Genomic DNA, 18107 nt, shown 5'->3' with positions numbered 1-18107 from the left:
GTGGGAAGCGGTCGATGTGTTTGGCAATCATGGCTTGGGCGGTTTGCCGGAAGAAGGTGCTCATGAGAAATCCCCTAAATGTCTTGGTGGGAATTTAGGGGATTTTGGGGAATTTTGCAAAGGTCTCCGCCCATTGCCCCTGAACCGTAACGGGCTGCAGCAGGACCGCGCAATACTTCGATTTTCTCCACCATTTCGGCAGGCACCCAGTTACTGTCGCCGCGGGTGTTCCGCACGCCGCTGCGGCCGTAGCGTTCGGCATTACGCGAAGTTACCGGCTTACCGTCTATGAGTATCAATGTGTTTTCCGGCCCCATGGAACGGATATCAATTTGGCGTTTGTTGCCGCGTTCGCCACCAGGTGAGTTAGAACTCATATTCACGCCAGGCATTTTGCTGACGATTTCAGATAAATCGTTAGTAACGGGGTTTTTTTGGATGTCCGAAGCAGTAATGACGGAAGCTCCCAACTGTTGTTTGACTTGGCGTTCTGCCGTGACATAAACAGCCGGTAGCTCACCTTCGCCAACTTCGGTAGCAATTTCGTTATTTTGTGCATGAACGGTAAAAGCAGTAAGCAATAGAGTGTTTAAAACACTTAATTTAAAAATAGTAGAACTCATGAAACACAATCCTTAAAATAAAATGATAATAAAATGTGGAGGGGGGATTGGAATGCCGGGTTTACATGAAATCCAGCGGCAGGTTATGCCATTTGAAGCTTGGAACCGTTATATTTCCCGCTTTATTCCAATTCTTATTTTTAAAAATAAAAATAAAAAGTGAATTTCAGGCATATTAAAAGGAGGGGGACATTATTAAATTAAGTAAGTGGACGTAAAAGATTTCTAAAGAGTTAGTTCGAAAGAATAAGTTCTTAAAAAAAATTTTTTATTTTTTTGTTTAAATTGGGATTTATTCAGATTTTGACGGCATACGAGGAATATTTGTTTGAATCGAAAGAGGTATACATCTTTTTACGTCTTTTGACTGATAACAGTATTGTCGTACCCTCAATAGAATGCAAATTTTTTATAGAAGTCAGAGTTATTTCAGTTTTTTTAAGGAAATACCGAAACATAAACATTATAAACCGCGCGCCTCACTCCTATTATCGCCAAGCGATTTACTTGCTTCATCAACAAAAATAAAAAACTCTCGTCTTATCAAGCTTCGTCCCGCATGGCTGCTTATATGGCATCTGTTGTTTTCAGAAGGGCAGGCTTGGTTCTCCCCCGTGCAAATGGCACTGTTATTTTCTATTATTTGCCATATGCATATTTATCCTATTTTCGGATGTTGGATTTGACATGTTGAATGAAACGAAATTTTTACGTCATTATCTGCCGTATAAATTGATGCTGGCCTTGTTGGCCGTAGCTTTGGTTGCTACTGCAACCATATCTCTATCGTGGGGGCGTTTCCCTGTACCTATGGAAGGGGTGTGGTTAAGCCTGTTGCAGCAGAATCCTGATGATGTGCAGCAGAATGTCGTGCTGAATTTACGGCTGCCGCGCGTATTGGCGGCCGTATTGGTTGGTGCCGCACTGTCGGCGGCAGGAACGGCTTATCAGGGTATTTTCCGCAATCCCCTAGTATCTCCAGATTTGCTGGGTGTTTCGGCCGGTGCGTGTATTGGCGCGGCAGCGGCTATTTTGGCGGGTTTGGGGATTTGGGGAATTCAGACGGCCGCCTTTATCGGCGGATTGGCGGCGGTGGGTGGAACCTTGACATTGCCCAAACTGATCGGCCGCGATTCAGCCATAGTGTTGGTATTAGCCGGTATTGTGGTATCGGGGTTTATGTCTTCGGTTTTGGGATTGGTAAAATATCTGGCTGACCCTGAGACGGAATTAGCGGAAATCGTCTATTGGCAGTTGGGCAGTTTGGCCAAATCGGATTACGGCAATCTGACTATGTTGGCACCATTGATTTTAGCGGCCATATCGGTTTTATTTGCCATGCGTTGGCGAATTAACGTATTGTCGCTGGGAGACCGTGAGGCGCGCCTGGTGGGGGCGGATATCACATATGAGCGGACAGTGGTGGTAGTATGTGCCACTTTACTGACAGCTTCGGCAGTTTGCCTGAGCGGTACCATAGGCTGGCTTGGTTTGGTTGTACCACATTTGGCAAGGATGTTGGGCGGTGATAATAATTTGCGCGTCTTACCTTTGGCGTCTTTGATCGGGGCTGTATTCCTGCTGTTGACCGATATGTTGTCGCGCAATCTTTACGAACAAGAAATCCCACTGGGGATTATGACCGGTTTTATCGGCGCGCCGTTTTTTGCGTGGGTCTTGGTGCGGCAGAAAGTGGCGGACTAAATAATGTTGGATATCGGTAACCTGTATTACTCATACCGGAACCGTTTGGTTTTAAACGGGATTGATTTGAAACTGGACAAAGGGGGGCTGCTGACGCTGCTCGGCCGAAATGGTGCGGGAAAATCCACTTTGTTGAACTGCATAGCCGGTTTGTTAAAACCCCAAAGCGGTCGCATTATGCTGGACGGCAAGCCGTTGCAAACCATTAGTGCGCGCCAAATAGCGAAAATAACCGCTTATGTGGCGCAATATCCGCCGCAAACTTATCGTTATACGATGTTGGAGTATGCGGTTCTCGGTTGTGCGGCAAGATTGGGAATGATGCAGAAACCCGAAGCGGCGGACTATGAACGGGCCGGCCGGGCGTTGGATGTTTTGGGAATCGCCCACCTTGCCGACCACATTTATATGGATGCCAGCGGCGGCGAAAAACAGTTGGCGAATATTGCCAAAGTACTGGTGCAGGAGCCGCAGCTGATTTTATTTGATGAGCCGACTTCTGCTTTAGATTACGGCAATGCCGCCAAGGCCTTGCGCCTGATTGCCGATTTATCGGAACAAGGTTACACGGTGGTGATGACGACACACAATCCGGAGCATCCATTGTTGCTGCACGGCCGCTGCTCGGACAGCCAGACGGCCATTTTGGACGGTACGGGTCATTTGAGGGCGGGAAATACGGCAGAGATTGTTAATGAAGAAAACTTGCGTCAATTATATCAGGTGGATTTGAAACTGGTTGATGTCCCTGGTCGCCAACACAAAGCCTGTACCATAACCGGCCTGTAAGTGAGGGGAATGCAGTTTGTATCTGTTTTAATATTTCTTCGTGCGAAAACCATTTGTTGTAAAGTAATAGTAATTCTACCGGTTGAGGAGTTCTCGGCTTGATTCTCAAACCGCCGTGCAAACCGCACGGGAATTTCTTACACCTTAGTATCTTGTTGAAATATTCCGTTTTCAGCTGAGCCGGATATAAGTACGCCCACCATCGAGCTAAGAACCAGTATGACAGGATTTTAGCTCCCGCCCATATGTTTTCCCAATATTTCCCCTGAAAAGCACTGATGATCTTATGAGTAGAATCAAAAATTTACACATTTGACGAATTCATCCCAAGGCGGATTCGCATTTGAAGTGCAACTTTCCATAACAGAAAAAGGCCAGTATGCGGTAGCATACGGCCTTTCCTGCAAGAAAGATTGCCATGAGCTACACACAACTGACCCAAGACGAACGATACCACATCCAATACCTGTCCCGCCACTGCACCATCGCCGAAATCGCCAAACAGCTTAACCGACACAAAAGCACCATCAGCCGCGAAATCAAACGGCACCGTACCCAAGGGCAGCAATACAGCGCCGAAAAAGCCCAGCGGCAAAGCCGGCTTACCAAACAGAGACCTTTGCAAAAAAAGCCCTTCCCCCGACAACCGAAACCCAAACACAGGTTTTCGGCTGTTTTCGCCCCCAATCACTCCTAATTTTACCCAAATACCCCCTTAATCCTCCCCGGATACCTGATAATCAGGCATCCGGGCCGTCTTTTAGGCAACAACAGGCACACTTAGCCTGTTGGCCGCTTTCAACAGGTTTAAACACATCGCCTTCAGATGGCTTTGCGCACTCACTTTACACAGACCAAAATAGGCTGCTCGGGCGTAGCGGAATTTACGGTGCAGCGTACCGAAGCTTTGTTCGACTACATAACGGGCCTTCGACAAATAGCGGTTACGTTTGATTTGGTCTTCCGTCAGCGGACGGTTGCGGTGGGCTTTGCGCATAATGCCGTCTAACAACTGATGCTCTTCCAGATGTTGCCGGTTTTCCTTACTGTCATAGCCTTTGTCGGCATAGACGGTCGTACCTTCGGCAATGCCTTCCAGCAAAGGCAACAGATGGTTGCACTCATGGGTATTGGCGGGGGTAATGTGCAGTTTCCCGATATAGCCTTCCTCATCGGTACGGGTATGTTGTTTGTAACCGAGTTTGTAGAGGCCGTTTTTCTTTGTCCAGCGGGCATCTTTGTCCTTACTCGGTGTGGTTTGTCCGCTGACTTGTCCTTCGTCATCAACTTCTATGGCCTGACGCTGTTTGCTGCCGGCGGTCTGAATAATGGTGGCGTCAATAACGGCGGCGGATGCTTTCTCTACTTTTAGGTTTTTTTCGGTCAGTTGGCGGTTAATCAGTTCCAGCAATTCGGACAGGGTGTCGTCTTGCGCCAGCCAGTTGCGGTAGCGACATAAGGTGCTGTAATCGGGGATGCTCAGTTCGTCAAAGCGGCAAAACAGGTTGAAATCGATGCGGGTGATGAGGCTGTGTTCGAGTTCGGGATCGGAGAGGCTGTGCCATTGTCCGAGCAGGACGGCTTTGAACATGGACAACAGGGGATAGGCGGGACGGCCGCGGTGGTCTCTAAGGTAACGGGTTCTTTGACGATTCAGGTACTGTTCGATCGGTTGCCAATCAATCACTTGATCCAACTTCAACAGTGGGAAGCGGTCGATGTGTTTGGCAATCATCGCTTGTGCGGTTTGCTGGAAGAAGGTGCTCATGAGAAATCCCCTAAATGTCTTGGTGAGAATTTAGGGGATTTTGGGGAATTTTGCAAAGGTCTCAGGTAGCCAAACAACCATGTTTTCCTACTATCGGGTATTGTGGTGCGATTGATGTTGCTTTCAGGTTTGGCATGATATTTCTTTATCTCACGCTTTAAGACTACGACATTTTGCCGATAAGCACATTTCCCTGTTGCCGATAAAATGGGCGGTTAATTTAACCTATGCAAAGAGAAGTGAAGAAATGAACCATTCAGGATTTCGCCTGAGCTTGATTGCCTCTATGTTGCTGGGGGTGCATGCTATGGCGGCGGCAGAGGAAGTTGAGGTGTTGGAAAATATCCATGTGCAAGGAGTGAACCGCAGTACGCGTACCGAAAACCGCGATTCGTTCACCACCTCCGCCATGCGTACCACCACGGGTTTGGCTTTGTCGCCCAAGGAAACGCCGCAGTCGGTCAGCGTCATTACCAAAACCTAGATTGAAGGTCAGGGCATTACCCGTTTGGAAGACGCGCTGAAGGTCACTACGGGGGTTACCGTTGTGCGCGATTCCGACCGCTCGCGCTTCATGTCGCGCGGTTTCTATATCGACCAAATAGAAGAAGACGGCATTTCTTCCGATGTTTCCAGCTATGTGGGCGAAACCATTCTCAATGCCGAGAGCCAGACCGATTTGTCGGTGTACGATCACATCGAAGTGGTGCGCGGTGCCACCGGTTTGACGCAGGCCAACGGCGAGCCGGGCGGAACCATCAATGCGGTACGCAAACGGCCGACTTCGGCACAGCAAGTGTAGGGCAGCGTGAGTGCGGGCGTTTCGACACTTACCGCGGCGAATTGGATGTTTCCGGCAGCCTAAACAGCAGCCGCACAGTACGCGGCCGTCTGTCGGGTGCATGGGAAAAGGCAGGCTCTTTCATCGACCGCGTCAATAGCCGGCAAAACGTGGTGTACGGCGTGCTTGATTTCGATTTGGGCGAAAAGGCAGTGTGGACGGTGGGCAGCCTGTATCAAAACCGCCATGCGGTGCCGGATGTGTACGGCCTGCCTGCGGGCAGCGAGGATCATCCGCTGCATCTGCCGCGCAATGCTTATTCCGGTGCGCCGTGGAACAACAGCCGCTTCACCAAATTCAATTTATTTTCGGAGCTGCGGTACGATTTCAACGATAACTGGCGGGCTGTCGGCTTGGTCGATTATCGTCGCGATACCGCATTTAGAGAGTATGCCGCGCTCAGCAGCGGGCCGAGTTGGCAAAACAGCAGCGGCACCATTTGGGGCAGCGGCAACCGCCTTGCCGACAACAAAACCACGCAATGGACGGCACAAGGCAAGCTGACCGGCCGCTTTGAGGCTTTAGGGCGGCAGCACGACGTGTTTGCCATATACAGCTACAACAAACGGCGTACCGATTCCGAAACCATGCAGCATTGGAATTTGTGGGCAGACCCGTCCGACTCTTGGAACCAGTTTTGCGCATCGCGCGGCTGGCCGAACTGGTGCGACCCTAACTTGAGCCGCGATTTCCCGCTGGAGCCGTTTGACGGTTCCGTTATCCCGCGCCCCGATTGGAGCAAACTGGCCGATCTGGATTACCGCTTCAATCCCATCCGCCGGCATACCGATGAGCATACCCGTTCCTATGCCGTCAGTGCCGGCATCCGCTTTAATCCGACCGACAAACTGCACCTGCTGGCCGGATTCCGCTACACCCGTTGGCGTTATCGGCAAAACACCGATGACATTATCGACCCTGCCAACCCTGTCTCATTGGAAACACTGACCCGCCGCATCAACCACAACTGCTTTGTGCTTTATCTGGGCATTACATGGGATGTAACGCCGCATCACAGCCTGTATGCCAGCTACACCTCGATTTTCAAACCGCAGCTCGAATATAAAGATGCCAGCGGCAATGATTTACCGCCCGTTATCGGCACCAACTACGAAATCGGCTGGAAATCCGCTTGGAACAACAACCGCCTGAACACGGCCGTCGCCTTGTTCCAAATCGACCAGAAAAACCGTGCCGTTTATGGCGGTGACGACGGCATGGGCAACGGCTACTATATCAACACCGGTCGCGTGGTCAGCCGAGGCTTGGATGCGGAAATTTCCGGTAATCTGACCGATAACTGGAAGCTGTTTGCCGGCTACACCTACAACGACAGCAAATACCGCAACGGTGATGAACACAACGAAGATGGGCAAAGATTCAGTCAGCACACGCCGCGCAATATTTTCCGGCTTTACACCAACTATCGTTTGCCGGGTGCTGCCAACCGTTGGAGCATAGGTGTGGGTATGAGCACACAAAGCCGTACCGGCAACCTGTATAACCAGCCTAATCTCAAGCAGGGCGGCTACACCTTGTGGCATGCCGATGTGCAATACGCGCCGACCGACCGAATCCGTTTGAGCTTGATAGGTAACAACCTGACAGACAAACGTTATTTTGAAAACAATGCCAACCGCAGCAACGGCGCTTACAATTTTTACGGCATGCCGCGCAATATCATGTTCAAATTGAACTGGCGGCTGTAATCTCCTGGTCGTCTGAAATAACGAAAAGCAGCCTGCACTTTTGTTTTAAAATGTGCAGGCTGCTTTTTCTTTCCATCATTGCATGTCCATCCCGTTTTTCAGACAACCTTCGGACAAGCTGAAACACAAATACAAGGAATCCCGATGCCCAACCGCACCGCCGCCATCCTCGCCACCGCGCTCGCCCCGCTGATTTGGGGCAGCACCTATCTCGTGACCACCGAATTTCTGCCACCTGACCGACCGTTTACCGCTGCACTTTTTCGCGTGTTGCCCGCCGGGCTGTTGCTGTTGGCGTGGACGCGCAGGCTGCCTCAGCGCGGCGAATGGGGCATTGTCGCCCTGCTCGGTTTTTTGAACATCGGCTTTTTCCAAGCCATGTTGTTTGTGGCGGCGTATCGCTTGCCGGGCGGACTGGCGGCGGTATTGAGTTCGACGCAGACGCTGATGGTGCTGGTGTTCACTTGGTTAATCGGCAAAACCATGCCGCCCAAAGCGGCTTGGACTTGGTCGGCGGCAGGGGTTTTGGGGATTGCGCTCTTGGTTTTATCGCCGCAGGCGCGCTATGACGGTACGGGGATTTTGGCGGCACTGACAGGCGCGGTGGCGATGGCGTTGGGCGTTTATTTGTCGAAACACCGCCGCACTTCGCTGCCCGTATTGGCATTTACCGGCTGGCAGCTTTTTATCGGCGGCTTGTTTTTACTGCCCGTCGCCCTGCTTGCCGAACCGCCGCTGGAATCGTTAAGCCCCGCCAATATCGGCGGCTATCTGTATTTGTGTCTGTTTGGTGCCGTGTTGGCTTATGTATTGTTTTTTAGGGGAATTGCCAAACTTTCGCCTGCTGCGGTTTCGTCGCTGGGACTACTCAGCCCTGTCTCGGCATTTGTCTTGGGCTGGTTGTTTTTAGGACAAGGGATGGACGCGAAGTCGTTGGCAGGATTTTCGTTGGTATTGGTATCGATATTCGGTGTACAGCGGGCAGTCATGAAAAAGGTCGTCTGAAAACCTAAACTTCGGTTTTCAGACGACCTTTTTGCTTTTTAAATTTAAATCAATCTATTTAAGCTCAAATTGTACCGCTACCCTGCGCTTTCGGTTTAGCAGACCCGAATTCCAGTTTGCTCAAGGCGGAGAGGTAGGCTTTGGCGGTAGCGACCAAAACGTCAGTATCTGCGCCTTGTCCGTTGACCACGCGGTTACCGCGTGCCAGACGGACGCTGGTTTCGCCTTGGCTTTCCGTGCCTTGCGTTACGGCGTTGACGGAATAAATCTGTAAAGTCGCGCCGCTTTGCGCCACGCTCTCAATCGCTTTGAAAATCGCGTCGACAGGGCCGGAGCCTGTGGCGGATGCGCGTTTTTCTTCGCCTTTGATGCTGAACACGATGTCGGCGCGCGGCTCTTCGCCGGTTTCAGTGCTGATTTTTTGGGAGATGAATTTGTAACTTTCGGCGTTCATGCTGCCCATTTCGTCGGACACCAGCGCGTGCAGGTCTTCATCGAAGATTTCGCGTTTTTTGTCGGCGAGTTCTTTGAAGCGGGCAAACGCGGCGTTCAGCGCCTCTTCGCTTTCCAACTCGATGCCCAAATCCGCCAGTTTGCTGCGGAACGCGCTGCGGCCGGACAATTTGCCCAAGGTCAGGCGGTTGGTTGACCAGCCGACCGATTCGGCAGTCATGATTTCATAGGTTTCGGGGTGTTTTAACACGCCGTCCTGATGGATGCCTGATTCGTGTGCAAAGGCGTTTGCGCCGACCACCGCCTTGTTGGGCTGAATCGGATAGCCGGTAATGGTGGACACCAGTTTGGATACCGGCACGATTTGCGTGGTGTCGATGCCGGTTTCCAAGCCGAACAAATCATGACGTACTTTCAACGCCATCACGATTTCTTCAAGGCTGGCATTACCTGCGCGTTCGCCCAAACCGTTGATGGTGCATTCCACTTGGCGCACGCCTGCCTGAACAGCGGCCAGCGAGTTGGCAACCGCCATACCCAAGTCGTTGTGGCAGTGGGTCGACCAGACTACTTTGTCGCCGTTGGGTACGCTTTTGATGATGTTGCTGATACGCTCGTACCACACGGAAGGGATGGAGTAGCCGACGGTATCGGGAATATTGATGGTGGTCGCGCCCGCTTCGATAACCGCCGTAAAGATTTTGGCGAGGAAGTCCAAATCCGAACGCACGGCGTCTTCGGCGGAAAATTCCACATCATCGGTGTATTCTTTGGCGATTTTCACTGCTTTGACCGCCGCATCGATGACCTGCTGCGGCTTCATTTTCAGTTTGTGCTCCATGTGGATGGGGCTGGTGGCAATGAAGGTATGGATGCGTTTTTTCGGAGCGGGGAAAACGGCTTCACCCGCTTTGCGCACATCGTTTTCAACGGCACGCGCCAACGAGCAGACTGTGGATTTGGTGATGATTTTGGCAATCGCATTGACCGACTCGAAATCGCCCGGGCTGGCGGCGGCAAAGCCCGCCTCAATCACATCCACACCCATTTTCTCCAACTGGCGGGCAATGCGGATTTTCTCCTCTTTGGTCATGGATGCACCGGGCGACTGCTCACCGTCGCGCATGGTGGTATCGAAAATAATTACGCGGTTGGTCTGTGTCATTTCTGTTCTCTCCAGAGATTCGTTTTTTTGTAAAAAAGCATTCAAATCCAGCGGTCTGCCTTGCGCTTCCGCCAACGCGGTCAGCTTTTGCAGTTGCGCCAAAGGCAGCGACCCGCGCGTGCGCCATTTATAGATGGCGGCGGTCGTCGCGGCATGTTCGGGATCGTGCTGTTTCAACGCCTCGGCAAGCGCATTCACGCCGCCGAAATAAGCAACTAAGCGGTCAATGTCTAATTGCATGATGTTCCTTGTCCAAACATTATTGAAATTATTGTTTGCATTGGGAAGAGATTATACGCATTTTAGACAAAACGACAATCTATTTTTATAAAATTACGAATTTAATTTTAGAATTGAATTAATTTTATACATTTTGTCTAAAAAGAATTAAATTAAAGGTCATCTGAAAAGCTCCAAGCTTCTTTTTCAGATGACCTTGATGACGTTTGTCTGGCTGTAATAAACCAGAGGGGCAAGAAAACAGGGTTATTACGCCGGAGAAAAGGCGTCGGAATAGAAGGCTGTTTCAGGCAGGTTGCATTGCGCGGTCAATACGGATTTCGCACTTTCAATCATGGCGACGGAGCCGCAGGCATAAACTTCGTAGCCACTCAAATCGGGATAATCCTTCGCAGCGGCGGTTTGGACGTATCCTTTTTCGCCTTGCCAGCCCTCATTGGCTTTTGAAAGAACTGGGGTAAAGCGGGCGTTTTTCAGACGACCTGTCAGCTCTTGCGCTTCTTCGAGTGCGTACAAATCATCTTGATGACGTGCGCCCCAGTAGAGATGGACAGCGCGGCTGCTGTCTTGGCAGATAAGGTCGAGCAGGATGCTGCGGATGGGGGCATAGCCTGTACCGGTTGCCAAGAGAATGATGGGTTTGTCGCTGTCTTCTTGTAGGGTAAACGAACCGAGCGGACCTTTAACTCGGACGATGCCTTTTTCTTTGACTTTGGGTTCGCTGCCGAAAATCATTTCCGAACAGACGCCGTTTTCGCGCCTGCGGATGTGCAGTTCCAAAATGCCTTCTTGGTCGGGCGAATTGGCGATGGAGTAGCTGCGGCTGACGTTGCCCGGCAGCAGTAAATCAATGTATTGCCCGGCGTAGAAGGCAAACGGCGGGGCTTTGGGTAGCGCAAGTTTCAAGAGGGCGACATCGTGTTTGAAAACAATGCTTTCGATACGGGCGGGCAGGGTGCGGACGGGGAGGGCGTTGGCGTTGTAACCGGGGATGTTGATGCTGATGTCGCTTTGCGCGGTGGTGCAGCACATCAAAATCTTGCCTTGCACTTTTTCTGCTTCGGATAAGGCCTGTTCGGAGTGTTCGCCCATTTGAATATCGCCGCTGACCAGTTCGGCTTTGCATTGCCCGCAGGCACCGCTTTTGCAGGAATGGGGCAGATTGAGGTTTTGACGGGCGGCAGCGGCTAAAACGGTTTCGCCGTCGTTGGCGGTAAAGGTGGTTTGATCGGGTAGGGTAATGGTGTGGGTCATAGCTTGGTGTGGTTGGAATAGATTAAGTTAAAAGGTCGTCTGAAAGCTTGTTTCCCGTTTTACCTTCATTGGAACTTTGCTTTCAGACGACCTGTGTGATAACGGATTAAGCCAGTTTGGCTTTAATCAGTTCTTGAACTTGTGCGGGATTCGCTTTGCCTTTGCTGGCCTTCATCACTTGCCCCACAATCGCATTCAGGGCTTTTTCGTTACCGGATTTGAACTGTTCCACGGCCTTAGCGTTGTTTGCCAGCACTTCGTCCACCATCGCTTCAATCGCGCCGGTATCGGTCATCTGTTGCAAGCCGTGTTTTTCAATGATTTCGGCGATGGTGGCTTCGGGTTCCGCCCACATGGCTTCAAAGGCTTTTTTTGCCAACTTGCTGCTTAATGTGCCGTCGGCGATTTTGCCTATCAGTGCGGCAAGGCGCGGAGCGGTAATCGGGCTGTCGGCAAGTTCCATGCCTTCTTTGTTTAGCGTGGCGGCGAGTTCACCGTTCATCCAGTTGGCAGTCAGCTTGCCTTGTCCGCTCTCTTTGGCAGCTTCTTCAAAATAGGCAGCCTGCACGCGGCTGGCGGTGAGCAGGCGCGCGTCGTAGTCGGATACGCCGTAATCCGCCACGAAACGCGCCGCCATTTCTTTCGGCAGCTCGGGCATTTCTGCTTTGGCTTTTTGCAACCGGTCGTCTGAAATGATGACGGGCAGCAAATCTGGGTCGGGGAAGTAGCGGTAGTCGTGCGCGTCTTCTTTCAAACGCATCACGCGGGTTTCGCCTTTTTCCGGGTCGAATAGCATGGTTGCCTGTTGCACTTTGCCGCCGTCTTCCAAAATCTCGATTTGCGCTTCCACTTCGTAATTAATTGCCTGCTCCAAGAAGCGGAAGGAATTGAGATTTTTAATCTCACGGCGCGTACCGAATTCCGCTTGGCCTTTCGGGCGCACGGATACGTTGGCATCGACGCGGAACGAGCCTTCCGCCATATTGCCGTCGCAGATGTCCAGCCAGGTTACCAAGCTGTGTAAGGCTTTGGCGTAGGCAACGGCTTCGGCGGCGGAACGCATTTCAGGTTCGGAGACCACTTCCAATAGCGGCGTGCCAGCACGGTTCAAGTCGATACCAGTTGCACCGTTCAAGCCTTCATGCACGGATTTGCCCGCGTCTTCTTCCATGTGCGCGCGGGTTACGTTGATGGTTTTCACATCGTCGCCAACTACGATTTCCAATTTGCCGTGTTCGACAATCGGCAAATCCAATTGGCTGATTTGATAGCCTTTTGGCAAATCAGGATAGAAGTAGTTTTTGCGGTCGAACACGTTTTTCTGATTGATTTTCGCATCCAAAGCCAAGCCTAATTTGATGGCTTTTTCAACGACTTCTCGGTTCATTACCGGCAGTACGCCCGGCAATGCGCATTCCACTACGCTGGCGTGAGCATTGGGTTCCGCACCAAACGCAGTCGATGCGCCGCTGAAGATTTTGGATTGGGTGTTGAGCTGGACGTGGATTTCCAAGCCGATTACAGTTTCCCAAGTCATAAGAGGTTCTTTCTTTTGATGTCAATAATATAAAGTGGTCAGCTGTTTTCAGACGACCTGTTTTGGTTTGTAGAGACAACAGGTCGTCTGAAAGCCCAGTATCAAGTCTTCTGAAAGCAAGCCTGCATCTCAGCCGCCATGTTATCCAGCATTTGGTAACGTTTGCGGTACATCGATCGTTTTTTGCTTTCGATTTCCGCCAAGTCTTTTCGCGGCGGGGTTTGCGGCAGATGCCAGTAGCCGTCGCTTTCGAGCGTTGCGCCGTTCTCCTGCCAAAACAGGTCGTAATTCATTTTGACCCGTTTCTTCAGCCGCCAGCGCAGTTTAACCTGATGCTCTTGGGCAATGCCGATAACGCCGCTCAAATTGAGCGATGTCGAAAAATATTGCAGGGCGGTTACCATCAGTTGCTGCGGGCGCAGGCCGTGGAGTTGTTTGGTCAGGCTGCGTACAAGGTCTTTAGCTTCTTCCCCTGCGGGGCCTTGGATGGAAGCGGCCAGCAGTTTACCGTCAACTAGAGCGAAGGTCGCCATGTAGAGACGTTTTCCTTCGCTGTCGCGCAAGGATAGCGACCACATTCCTTCATCCACGCAATTATCGTTCCGGTTCAGCCACAAAGTCAGGTCGTCTGAAAGATGTGCTAAGACAATATGGAATTCGCGAGTCTCCATACCGGTAAGTGTTTCCTGTCCGAACAGTTTTTCAGCTGCCAACAGGTCTTCTTTCATAGCTTGCAGTCTGCGCTGTCTGTCAAAACGCTTATCAATAAAGGCATGAATCAAAGGATAGGCATCTTGTGGCAGCTTTTGGAAAAAAACACGACGTAGTGCGGAAGTATTGACAAAGGTTTCAAAATCCTTAATCTGCCTCCGTGCAAACAACTTGCGTAAGGTAAACTTCAAATGTTGGATTTGAAATTTTGGCGCGTTTTTATACACGGTTTTGAAGTCGGGAAAAACAAACTGCTCCGGCATCATGCTTTTCCATTAGGGTTTTTTTTATGCCAATCGCTCGCCAACTGTACTTGATGCGCTGCGCCAAGGATTTTGGCTTCGGAGAAGTGGTTGCCGATAAATTGCACGCCGATGGGCAGTCCGCTGCTGCTGAAACCTGCGGGCAGGGTCAGGGCGGGCAATCCTGCCAAATTTACAGCGATGGTGTAGATGTCGGAAAGGTACATCTGCACGGGATCGTGGATGTCGCTGCCGAGTTTGGGAGCGGCGGTGGGCGCAGTCGGAGCGAGGATGAAATCACATTGCGCGAATGCCGTCTGAAAATCGTTGGCAACAAGGCGGCGCAGTTTTTGGGCTTTCAGGTAATAGGCATCGTAGTAGCCGTGCGACAACACATAAGTGCCAATCATGATGCGGCGTTTGACTTCGCTGCCGAAACCTTCGGCGCGGGTGTTGCTGTACATTTCTTCTAGATCGCCAAATTGGGCTGCGCGGTGGCCGTAGCGCACGCCGTCGTAGCGGGAAAGGTTGGTACTGGCTTCGGCGGAAGCGAGGACGTAGTAAGCGGGGATGGACAGGGCGGTTTGCGGCAGGGAAACTTCAATGGTTTCTGCACCTTGTGCTTTTAAAAGGTTAATAACGTTTTGCAAAGCAGCCTGCACATCGGCATCCGCGCCTTCACCAAAATATTCTTTAGGCAGGCCGATTTTCATGCCTTTGAGCGGTTTGTCCAAATCGCGGGTGTAGTCTTCTTTGCTGCGTTCTAAGCTGGTGGAATCACGCTCGTCGAAGCTTGCCATCGCATTGAGCAAAATCGCGCAGTCTTCGGCGGTTTGCGCCATCGGACCGGCCTGGTCGAAACTGGATGCGTAGGCAACCATGCCGAAGCGGGAAACTGTGCCGTAGGTAGGTTTGATGCCGGTGATGCCGCAGTGTGAGGCAGGTTGGCGGATAGAGCCGCCGGTGTCCGAACCGAGCGCAGCAGGAGCAAGGCGGGCGGCTACGACGGCTGCGGAACCGCCGGACGAACCGCCTGGGACGTGTTCCGGATTCCACGGATTTTTGGTTGCGCCGTAGAACGAGGTTTCATTGGTCGATCCCATAGCAAACTCGTCCATGTTGGTACGACCGAGCGTTACCATACCTTCGTCGAGCAGATTTTGGACGACGGTGGCAGTGTAGGGGGAGACGAAGTTGTCCAGCATTTTGGAGCTGCACGCGCTGCGCCAGCCTGTTTGACAGAAAATATCTTTGTAGGCGATGGGTACGCCGGTAAGCGCGGTAGCGTTACCTTGTGCGATGCGCGCGTCGGCGGCACGGGCTTCGGCGAGAGTTTTGTCTTGGTCGAGGGTGATGTAGCCGTTGATAGCTGGGTTCTGCGCTGCAATGGCGGCGAGGTATTCGGTTGCCAGTTCGACGGCGGAGATTTGTTTGGATTGCAGCAGTTGGCTGGCTTGTTTGAGGGTGTATTGAGTCATTGCGCCATGATTCCTAATTAAGACGGTTTCTGTTTTCAGGCAAATATTCGGGAAAGTGTTGCCGAAAACGTAGGCTGAACAGTGATTGAAATTTCGAAGGAAAAAGGAAACGAGTTTCAGACGACCCAAGTTTAGATTTCATATTTCAATATAATGAGGTCGTCTGAAAAATTATTCTTCAATTACCTGCGGCACAATATACAAACGGTTGCGCACTTCCGGCGCGACGGCTTGATATTCGGCGGCATGGTCGGTTTCGGTAACTTTATCCTCACGCAGGCGTAGGGCGGCTTCGTGGGGGTGTGCCATCGGCTCGATACCGTCGGTATTCACGCTCTGCATCTTTTCGACCATAGCGAAAATGTCGTTCAATTCTGAGAGGGTTTTGCCTTTTTCTTCCTCGGTCAGCGAAAGGCGTGAAAGTTTGGCAATTTTTTCCACATCGGTTAAGCTTAAAGCCATAAAAAATCCTTGTTTAATAGCAGGCACCCTCTTATTTGGGGTATCATTGCATTCTTCTTCGATGAAACGAGGAATTATAACCGAAAACTACTCAAACGGCGTGTGATTTCGCCATGCGTTTCATACGGGGAGTGGGAAGGTCGTCTGAAAAGGCGTTGTTCCCATGTTTTTAATATTTTGAATAACAATTAAATAAAATCGGTGCTGGGCCGATATTCAGGTATTTGTATTTTATGTTTCGTTTTTTATCCCGTTTTTTCTCCAACGATATCGCCATTGATTTGGGTACGGCGAACACGTTGATTTATGTGCGTGGTAAAGGCATTGTTTTGGACGAGCCGTCCGTGGTGGCGGTTCAGTCGGGTACAGGCGGTAAAAGTAAGATTGTCGCCGTGGGTACGGAAGCCAAGAAAATGCAGGGGCGTGCACCGCGCAATATTGAAATCGTCCGGCCTATGCAGGACGGAGTGATTGCCGACTTTACGATTGCCGAGCGTATGCTAAGCATGCTGATTAAAAAGGCCACGGAAGGTCATTCAGTCGTACCTCCGCGCGTAGTGATCTGCGTGCCGGGTGGTGCGACTCAGGTTGAACGCAAAGCGATTTTGGATTCTGCATTTGCGGCAGGGGCGTCATCTGTTCATTTGATTGAGGAGCCGATGGCGGCTGCTTTAGGTGCGGGTCTGCCGGTTGAGGATACTGCCGGTTCGATGGTAGTCGATATCGGCGGCGGCACAACGGAAATCGGTATTTTGTCTTTGGGCGGTATGGCTTACTCCGCATCCGTCCGCGCTGCCGGTGATGAATTTGATAAAAGCATCGTGCACTATCTGCGCCGTCATCGCGGTGTACTGATTGGTGAAGCGACGGCTGAAGAGTTGAAGAAAACGATCGGCTCTGCTTATGGCTTTGCAACGGAAACCGCAATGCGGATTAAAGGTCGAGACTTGGCGGAAGGAACCCCAAAATCGTTGGCTGTTACTTCTGAGGAAGTGCGCGAAGCTCTGAGCGAAACGGTTAATCAGATTATCCGCGCCGTACGCCTTGCATTGGAACAAGTATCACCGGAATTAGCGGGTGATATTGCCGACAGGGGTATTATGTTGACGGGCGGCGGCGCACTGTTGCACGGTATGGATACGGTTTTGGCTGATGCGACGGGACTGCCTGTCGGTATTGCCGACCAGCCTTTGAACTGTGTGGCTTATGGCGCAGGCAAAGCCTTGGATTATATCGGCAAATGGAATGCCGTTTTTGTGGATAACCCGTAAGGCAGGCTGAAATGGAACATTCTTCTTTACGGTTTGACGAGGCAAAGGGCCAAAAGCTGTTGCCTCGTTTTATTGCGTATCTTTTATTGGGTGCCGGCATTATGGTGGCGGACGGTCGTTTCGACCTGATGCAGCCCGTCCGTACTGCGGCGGCGGAGATTCTTTATCCGGTGCAATGGTTGGCAAACCAGCCGGTACGTTTGTATCAATATATTTCCAACCAATCTCAATCGCAAACCGAGCTATTGGAACAAAACCGTTTGCTTTTAGAAGAAAACGGTCGTCTGAAAATCCAACTTCAACGCGATAAAGTCAATCTGAGCGAATTGCAGGAGCTGAAAAAGCTATATGGTTTGCAGCAAAACGGCATACGTAATGTCATAGGAGCGGAAGTGTTGTCCACTGGCAAAGATCCGCTGTCGGAGCGTCTGATTATCAATAAAGGCAGTGGCGAAGGGGTTGCGGCAGGCGATGCCGTTATCGATCAAAACGGCTTAATCGGACGCGTTACCTTAGTTCATGCCAACAGCGCGGAAGTCGAATTGATGTCAGCTGCACAAAGTATCGTTCCTGTTGCAGTTGAGCGGACGGGCGAACGTAATCTGAGTTACGGCAACGGTGTGGGCTTGGACTTGCGCTATTTCCCAACGGGATCGGATTTGAAGCCGCAGGATGTTTTGATTACCTCCGGTTTGGACGGCATTTATCCGGCAGGCATTCCCGTAGCGCGCGTGGATAAAGTCGTTCGCGCGTCCGGTACGCCTTATTACGACACAGAACTGACCCCGTTTGCCGCTTTGCGCCGCAGCCGCTTTGTTTTGGTTCTGTCTTCTTCCCATTCTTCACAATAAATCA

The 18107-nt window shown here is 51.2% G+C and carries 16 protein-coding genes and 1 pseudogene; 9 read left to right on the top strand and 8 right to left on the bottom strand.

Annotated features, from left to right (window positions below):
* Positions 1 to 74: 74 nt before the first annotated feature.
* Entirely contained in the window at positions 75 to 623 is a 549-nt protein-coding gene (locus tag DBY90_RS09570) for a TonB-dependent receptor plug domain-containing protein (RefSeq protein WP_107987088.1), read from the bottom strand.
* Between the two features lie 735 nt (positions 624 to 1358).
* Between DBY90_RS09570 and DBY90_RS09565 the strand changes: the two genes are divergently transcribed.
* From DBY90_RS09565 to DBY90_RS09555, 3 genes and pseudogenes are all read left to right on the top strand, one after another.
* Positions 1359 to 2327, top strand: coding sequence for a FecCD family ABC transporter permease (locus DBY90_RS09565; protein ID WP_234405132.1), 969 nt, complete (start codon positions 1359 to 1361; stop codon positions 2325 to 2327).
* 3 nt (positions 2328 to 2330) lie between these two features.
* Entirely contained in the window at positions 2331 to 3116 is a 786-nt protein-coding gene (locus DBY90_RS09560) for an ABC transporter ATP-binding protein (protein WP_070490870.1), read from the top strand.
* 418 nt (positions 3117 to 3534) lie between these two features.
* Positions 3535 to 3741: pseudogene (locus tag DBY90_RS09555) on the top strand (helix-turn-helix domain-containing protein); the annotation flags it as partial.
* Positions 3742 to 3876: 135 nt separating this feature from the next.
* On the opposite strand, the gene DBY90_RS09545 reads toward DBY90_RS09555, so the two are convergent.
* The gene (locus tag DBY90_RS09545; protein ID WP_107987084.1) at positions 3877 to 4884 is read right to left on the bottom strand and encodes an IS5 family transposase; all 1008 of its coding nucleotides are present in this window, start codon (positions 4882 to 4884) and stop codon (positions 3877 to 3879) included.
* A 247-nt stretch (positions 4885 to 5131) separates the two neighbouring features.
* Here DBY90_RS09545 and DBY90_RS13390 point away from each other — a divergent pair, with 247 nt between their 5' ends.
* From DBY90_RS13390 to DBY90_RS09535, 4 genes are all read left to right on the top strand, one after another.
* On the top strand, positions 5132 to 5368 hold the full coding sequence (locus DBY90_RS13390; protein WP_234405131.1) for a hypothetical protein: 237 nt from the start codon (positions 5132 to 5134) through the stop codon (positions 5366 to 5368).
* A 24-nt stretch (positions 5369 to 5392) separates the two neighbouring features.
* Positions 5393 to 5686 (top strand): TonB-dependent receptor plug domain-containing protein, encoded by a 294-nt coding sequence (locus DBY90_RS13385; protein ID WP_325047863.1) that lies wholly within the window; start codon positions 5393 to 5395, stop codon positions 5684 to 5686.
* A gap of 41 nt (positions 5687 to 5727) precedes the next feature.
* Positions 5728 to 7434 carry a TonB-dependent siderophore receptor gene (locus DBY90_RS09540; RefSeq protein WP_234405129.1) on the top strand — a complete coding sequence of 569 codons (1707 nt, stop codon included), beginning with the start codon at positions 5728 to 5730 and terminating at the stop codon, positions 7432 to 7434.
* A gap of 144 nt (positions 7435 to 7578) precedes the next feature.
* Positions 7579 to 8439 (top strand): EamA family transporter, encoded by an 861-nt coding sequence (locus tag DBY90_RS09535; protein WP_107987082.1) that lies wholly within the window; start codon positions 7579 to 7581, stop codon positions 8437 to 8439.
* A 64-nt stretch (positions 8440 to 8503) separates the two neighbouring features.
* Here the strand turns inward: DBY90_RS09535 and DBY90_RS09530 are convergent, their stop codons facing one another.
* The 6 genes from DBY90_RS09530 to gatC form a co-directional block, all read right to left on the bottom strand.
* Positions 8504 to 10297 carry a 2-isopropylmalate synthase gene (locus DBY90_RS09530; RefSeq protein ID WP_107987080.1) on the bottom strand — a complete coding sequence of 598 codons (1794 nt, stop codon included), beginning with the start codon at positions 10295 to 10297 and terminating at the stop codon, positions 8504 to 8506.
* A gap of 249 nt (positions 10298 to 10546) precedes the next feature.
* The gene (locus DBY90_RS09525; protein ID WP_070492793.1) at positions 10547 to 11551 is read right to left on the bottom strand and encodes a 2Fe-2S iron-sulfur cluster-binding protein; all 1005 of its coding nucleotides are present in this window, start codon (positions 11549 to 11551) and stop codon (positions 10547 to 10549) included.
* 106 nt (positions 11552 to 11657) lie between these two features.
* A complete protein-coding gene (gene gatB / locus DBY90_RS09520; RefSeq protein ID WP_070492792.1) occupies positions 11658 to 13088 on the bottom strand; it encodes an Asp-tRNA(Asn)/Glu-tRNA(Gln) amidotransferase subunit GatB in 1431 nt (476 codons plus the stop codon).
* Positions 13089 to 13189: 101 nt separating this feature from the next.
* Entirely contained in the window at positions 13190 to 14062 is an 873-nt protein-coding gene (locus tag DBY90_RS09515) for a VirK/YbjX family protein (RefSeq protein WP_070492796.1), read from the bottom strand.
* Positions 14062 to 15519, bottom strand: a complete 1458-nt coding sequence (gene gatA / locus DBY90_RS09510) for an Asp-tRNA(Asn)/Glu-tRNA(Gln) amidotransferase subunit GatA (protein WP_070492791.1) — start codon at positions 15517 to 15519, stop codon at positions 14062 to 14064. The genes DBY90_RS09515 and gatA overlap by 1 nt, the downstream gene beginning before the upstream one ends.
* Positions 15520 to 15690: 171 nt before the next feature.
* Complete coding sequence (gene gatC, locus DBY90_RS09505; protein ID WP_003741352.1) at positions 15691 to 15981, bottom strand: Asp-tRNA(Asn)/Glu-tRNA(Gln) amidotransferase subunit GatC; 291 nt, start codon at positions 15979 to 15981, stop codon at positions 15691 to 15693.
* 233 nt (positions 15982 to 16214) lie between these two features.
* Here gatC and mreB point away from each other — a divergent pair, with 233 nt between their 5' ends.
* Complete coding sequence (mreB, locus tag DBY90_RS09500; RefSeq protein WP_070492790.1) at positions 16215 to 17252, top strand: rod shape-determining protein; 1038 nt, start codon at positions 16215 to 16217, stop codon at positions 17250 to 17252.
* Between the two features lie 11 nt (positions 17253 to 17263).
* Positions 17264 to 18103, top strand: a complete 840-nt coding sequence (mreC, locus tag DBY90_RS09495) for a rod shape-determining protein MreC (protein WP_070492789.1) — start codon at positions 17264 to 17266, stop codon at positions 18101 to 18103.
* The last annotated feature ends 4 nt before the right edge of the window (positions 18104 to 18107 follow it).

Source organism: Neisseria mucosa, assembly GCF_003044445.1.
In the GTDB taxonomy this organism is placed as follows: domain Bacteria; phylum Pseudomonadota; class Gammaproteobacteria; order Burkholderiales; family Neisseriaceae; genus Neisseria; species Neisseria mucosa_A.
This window is presented reverse-complemented; position numbering and strand designations above follow the sequence as displayed.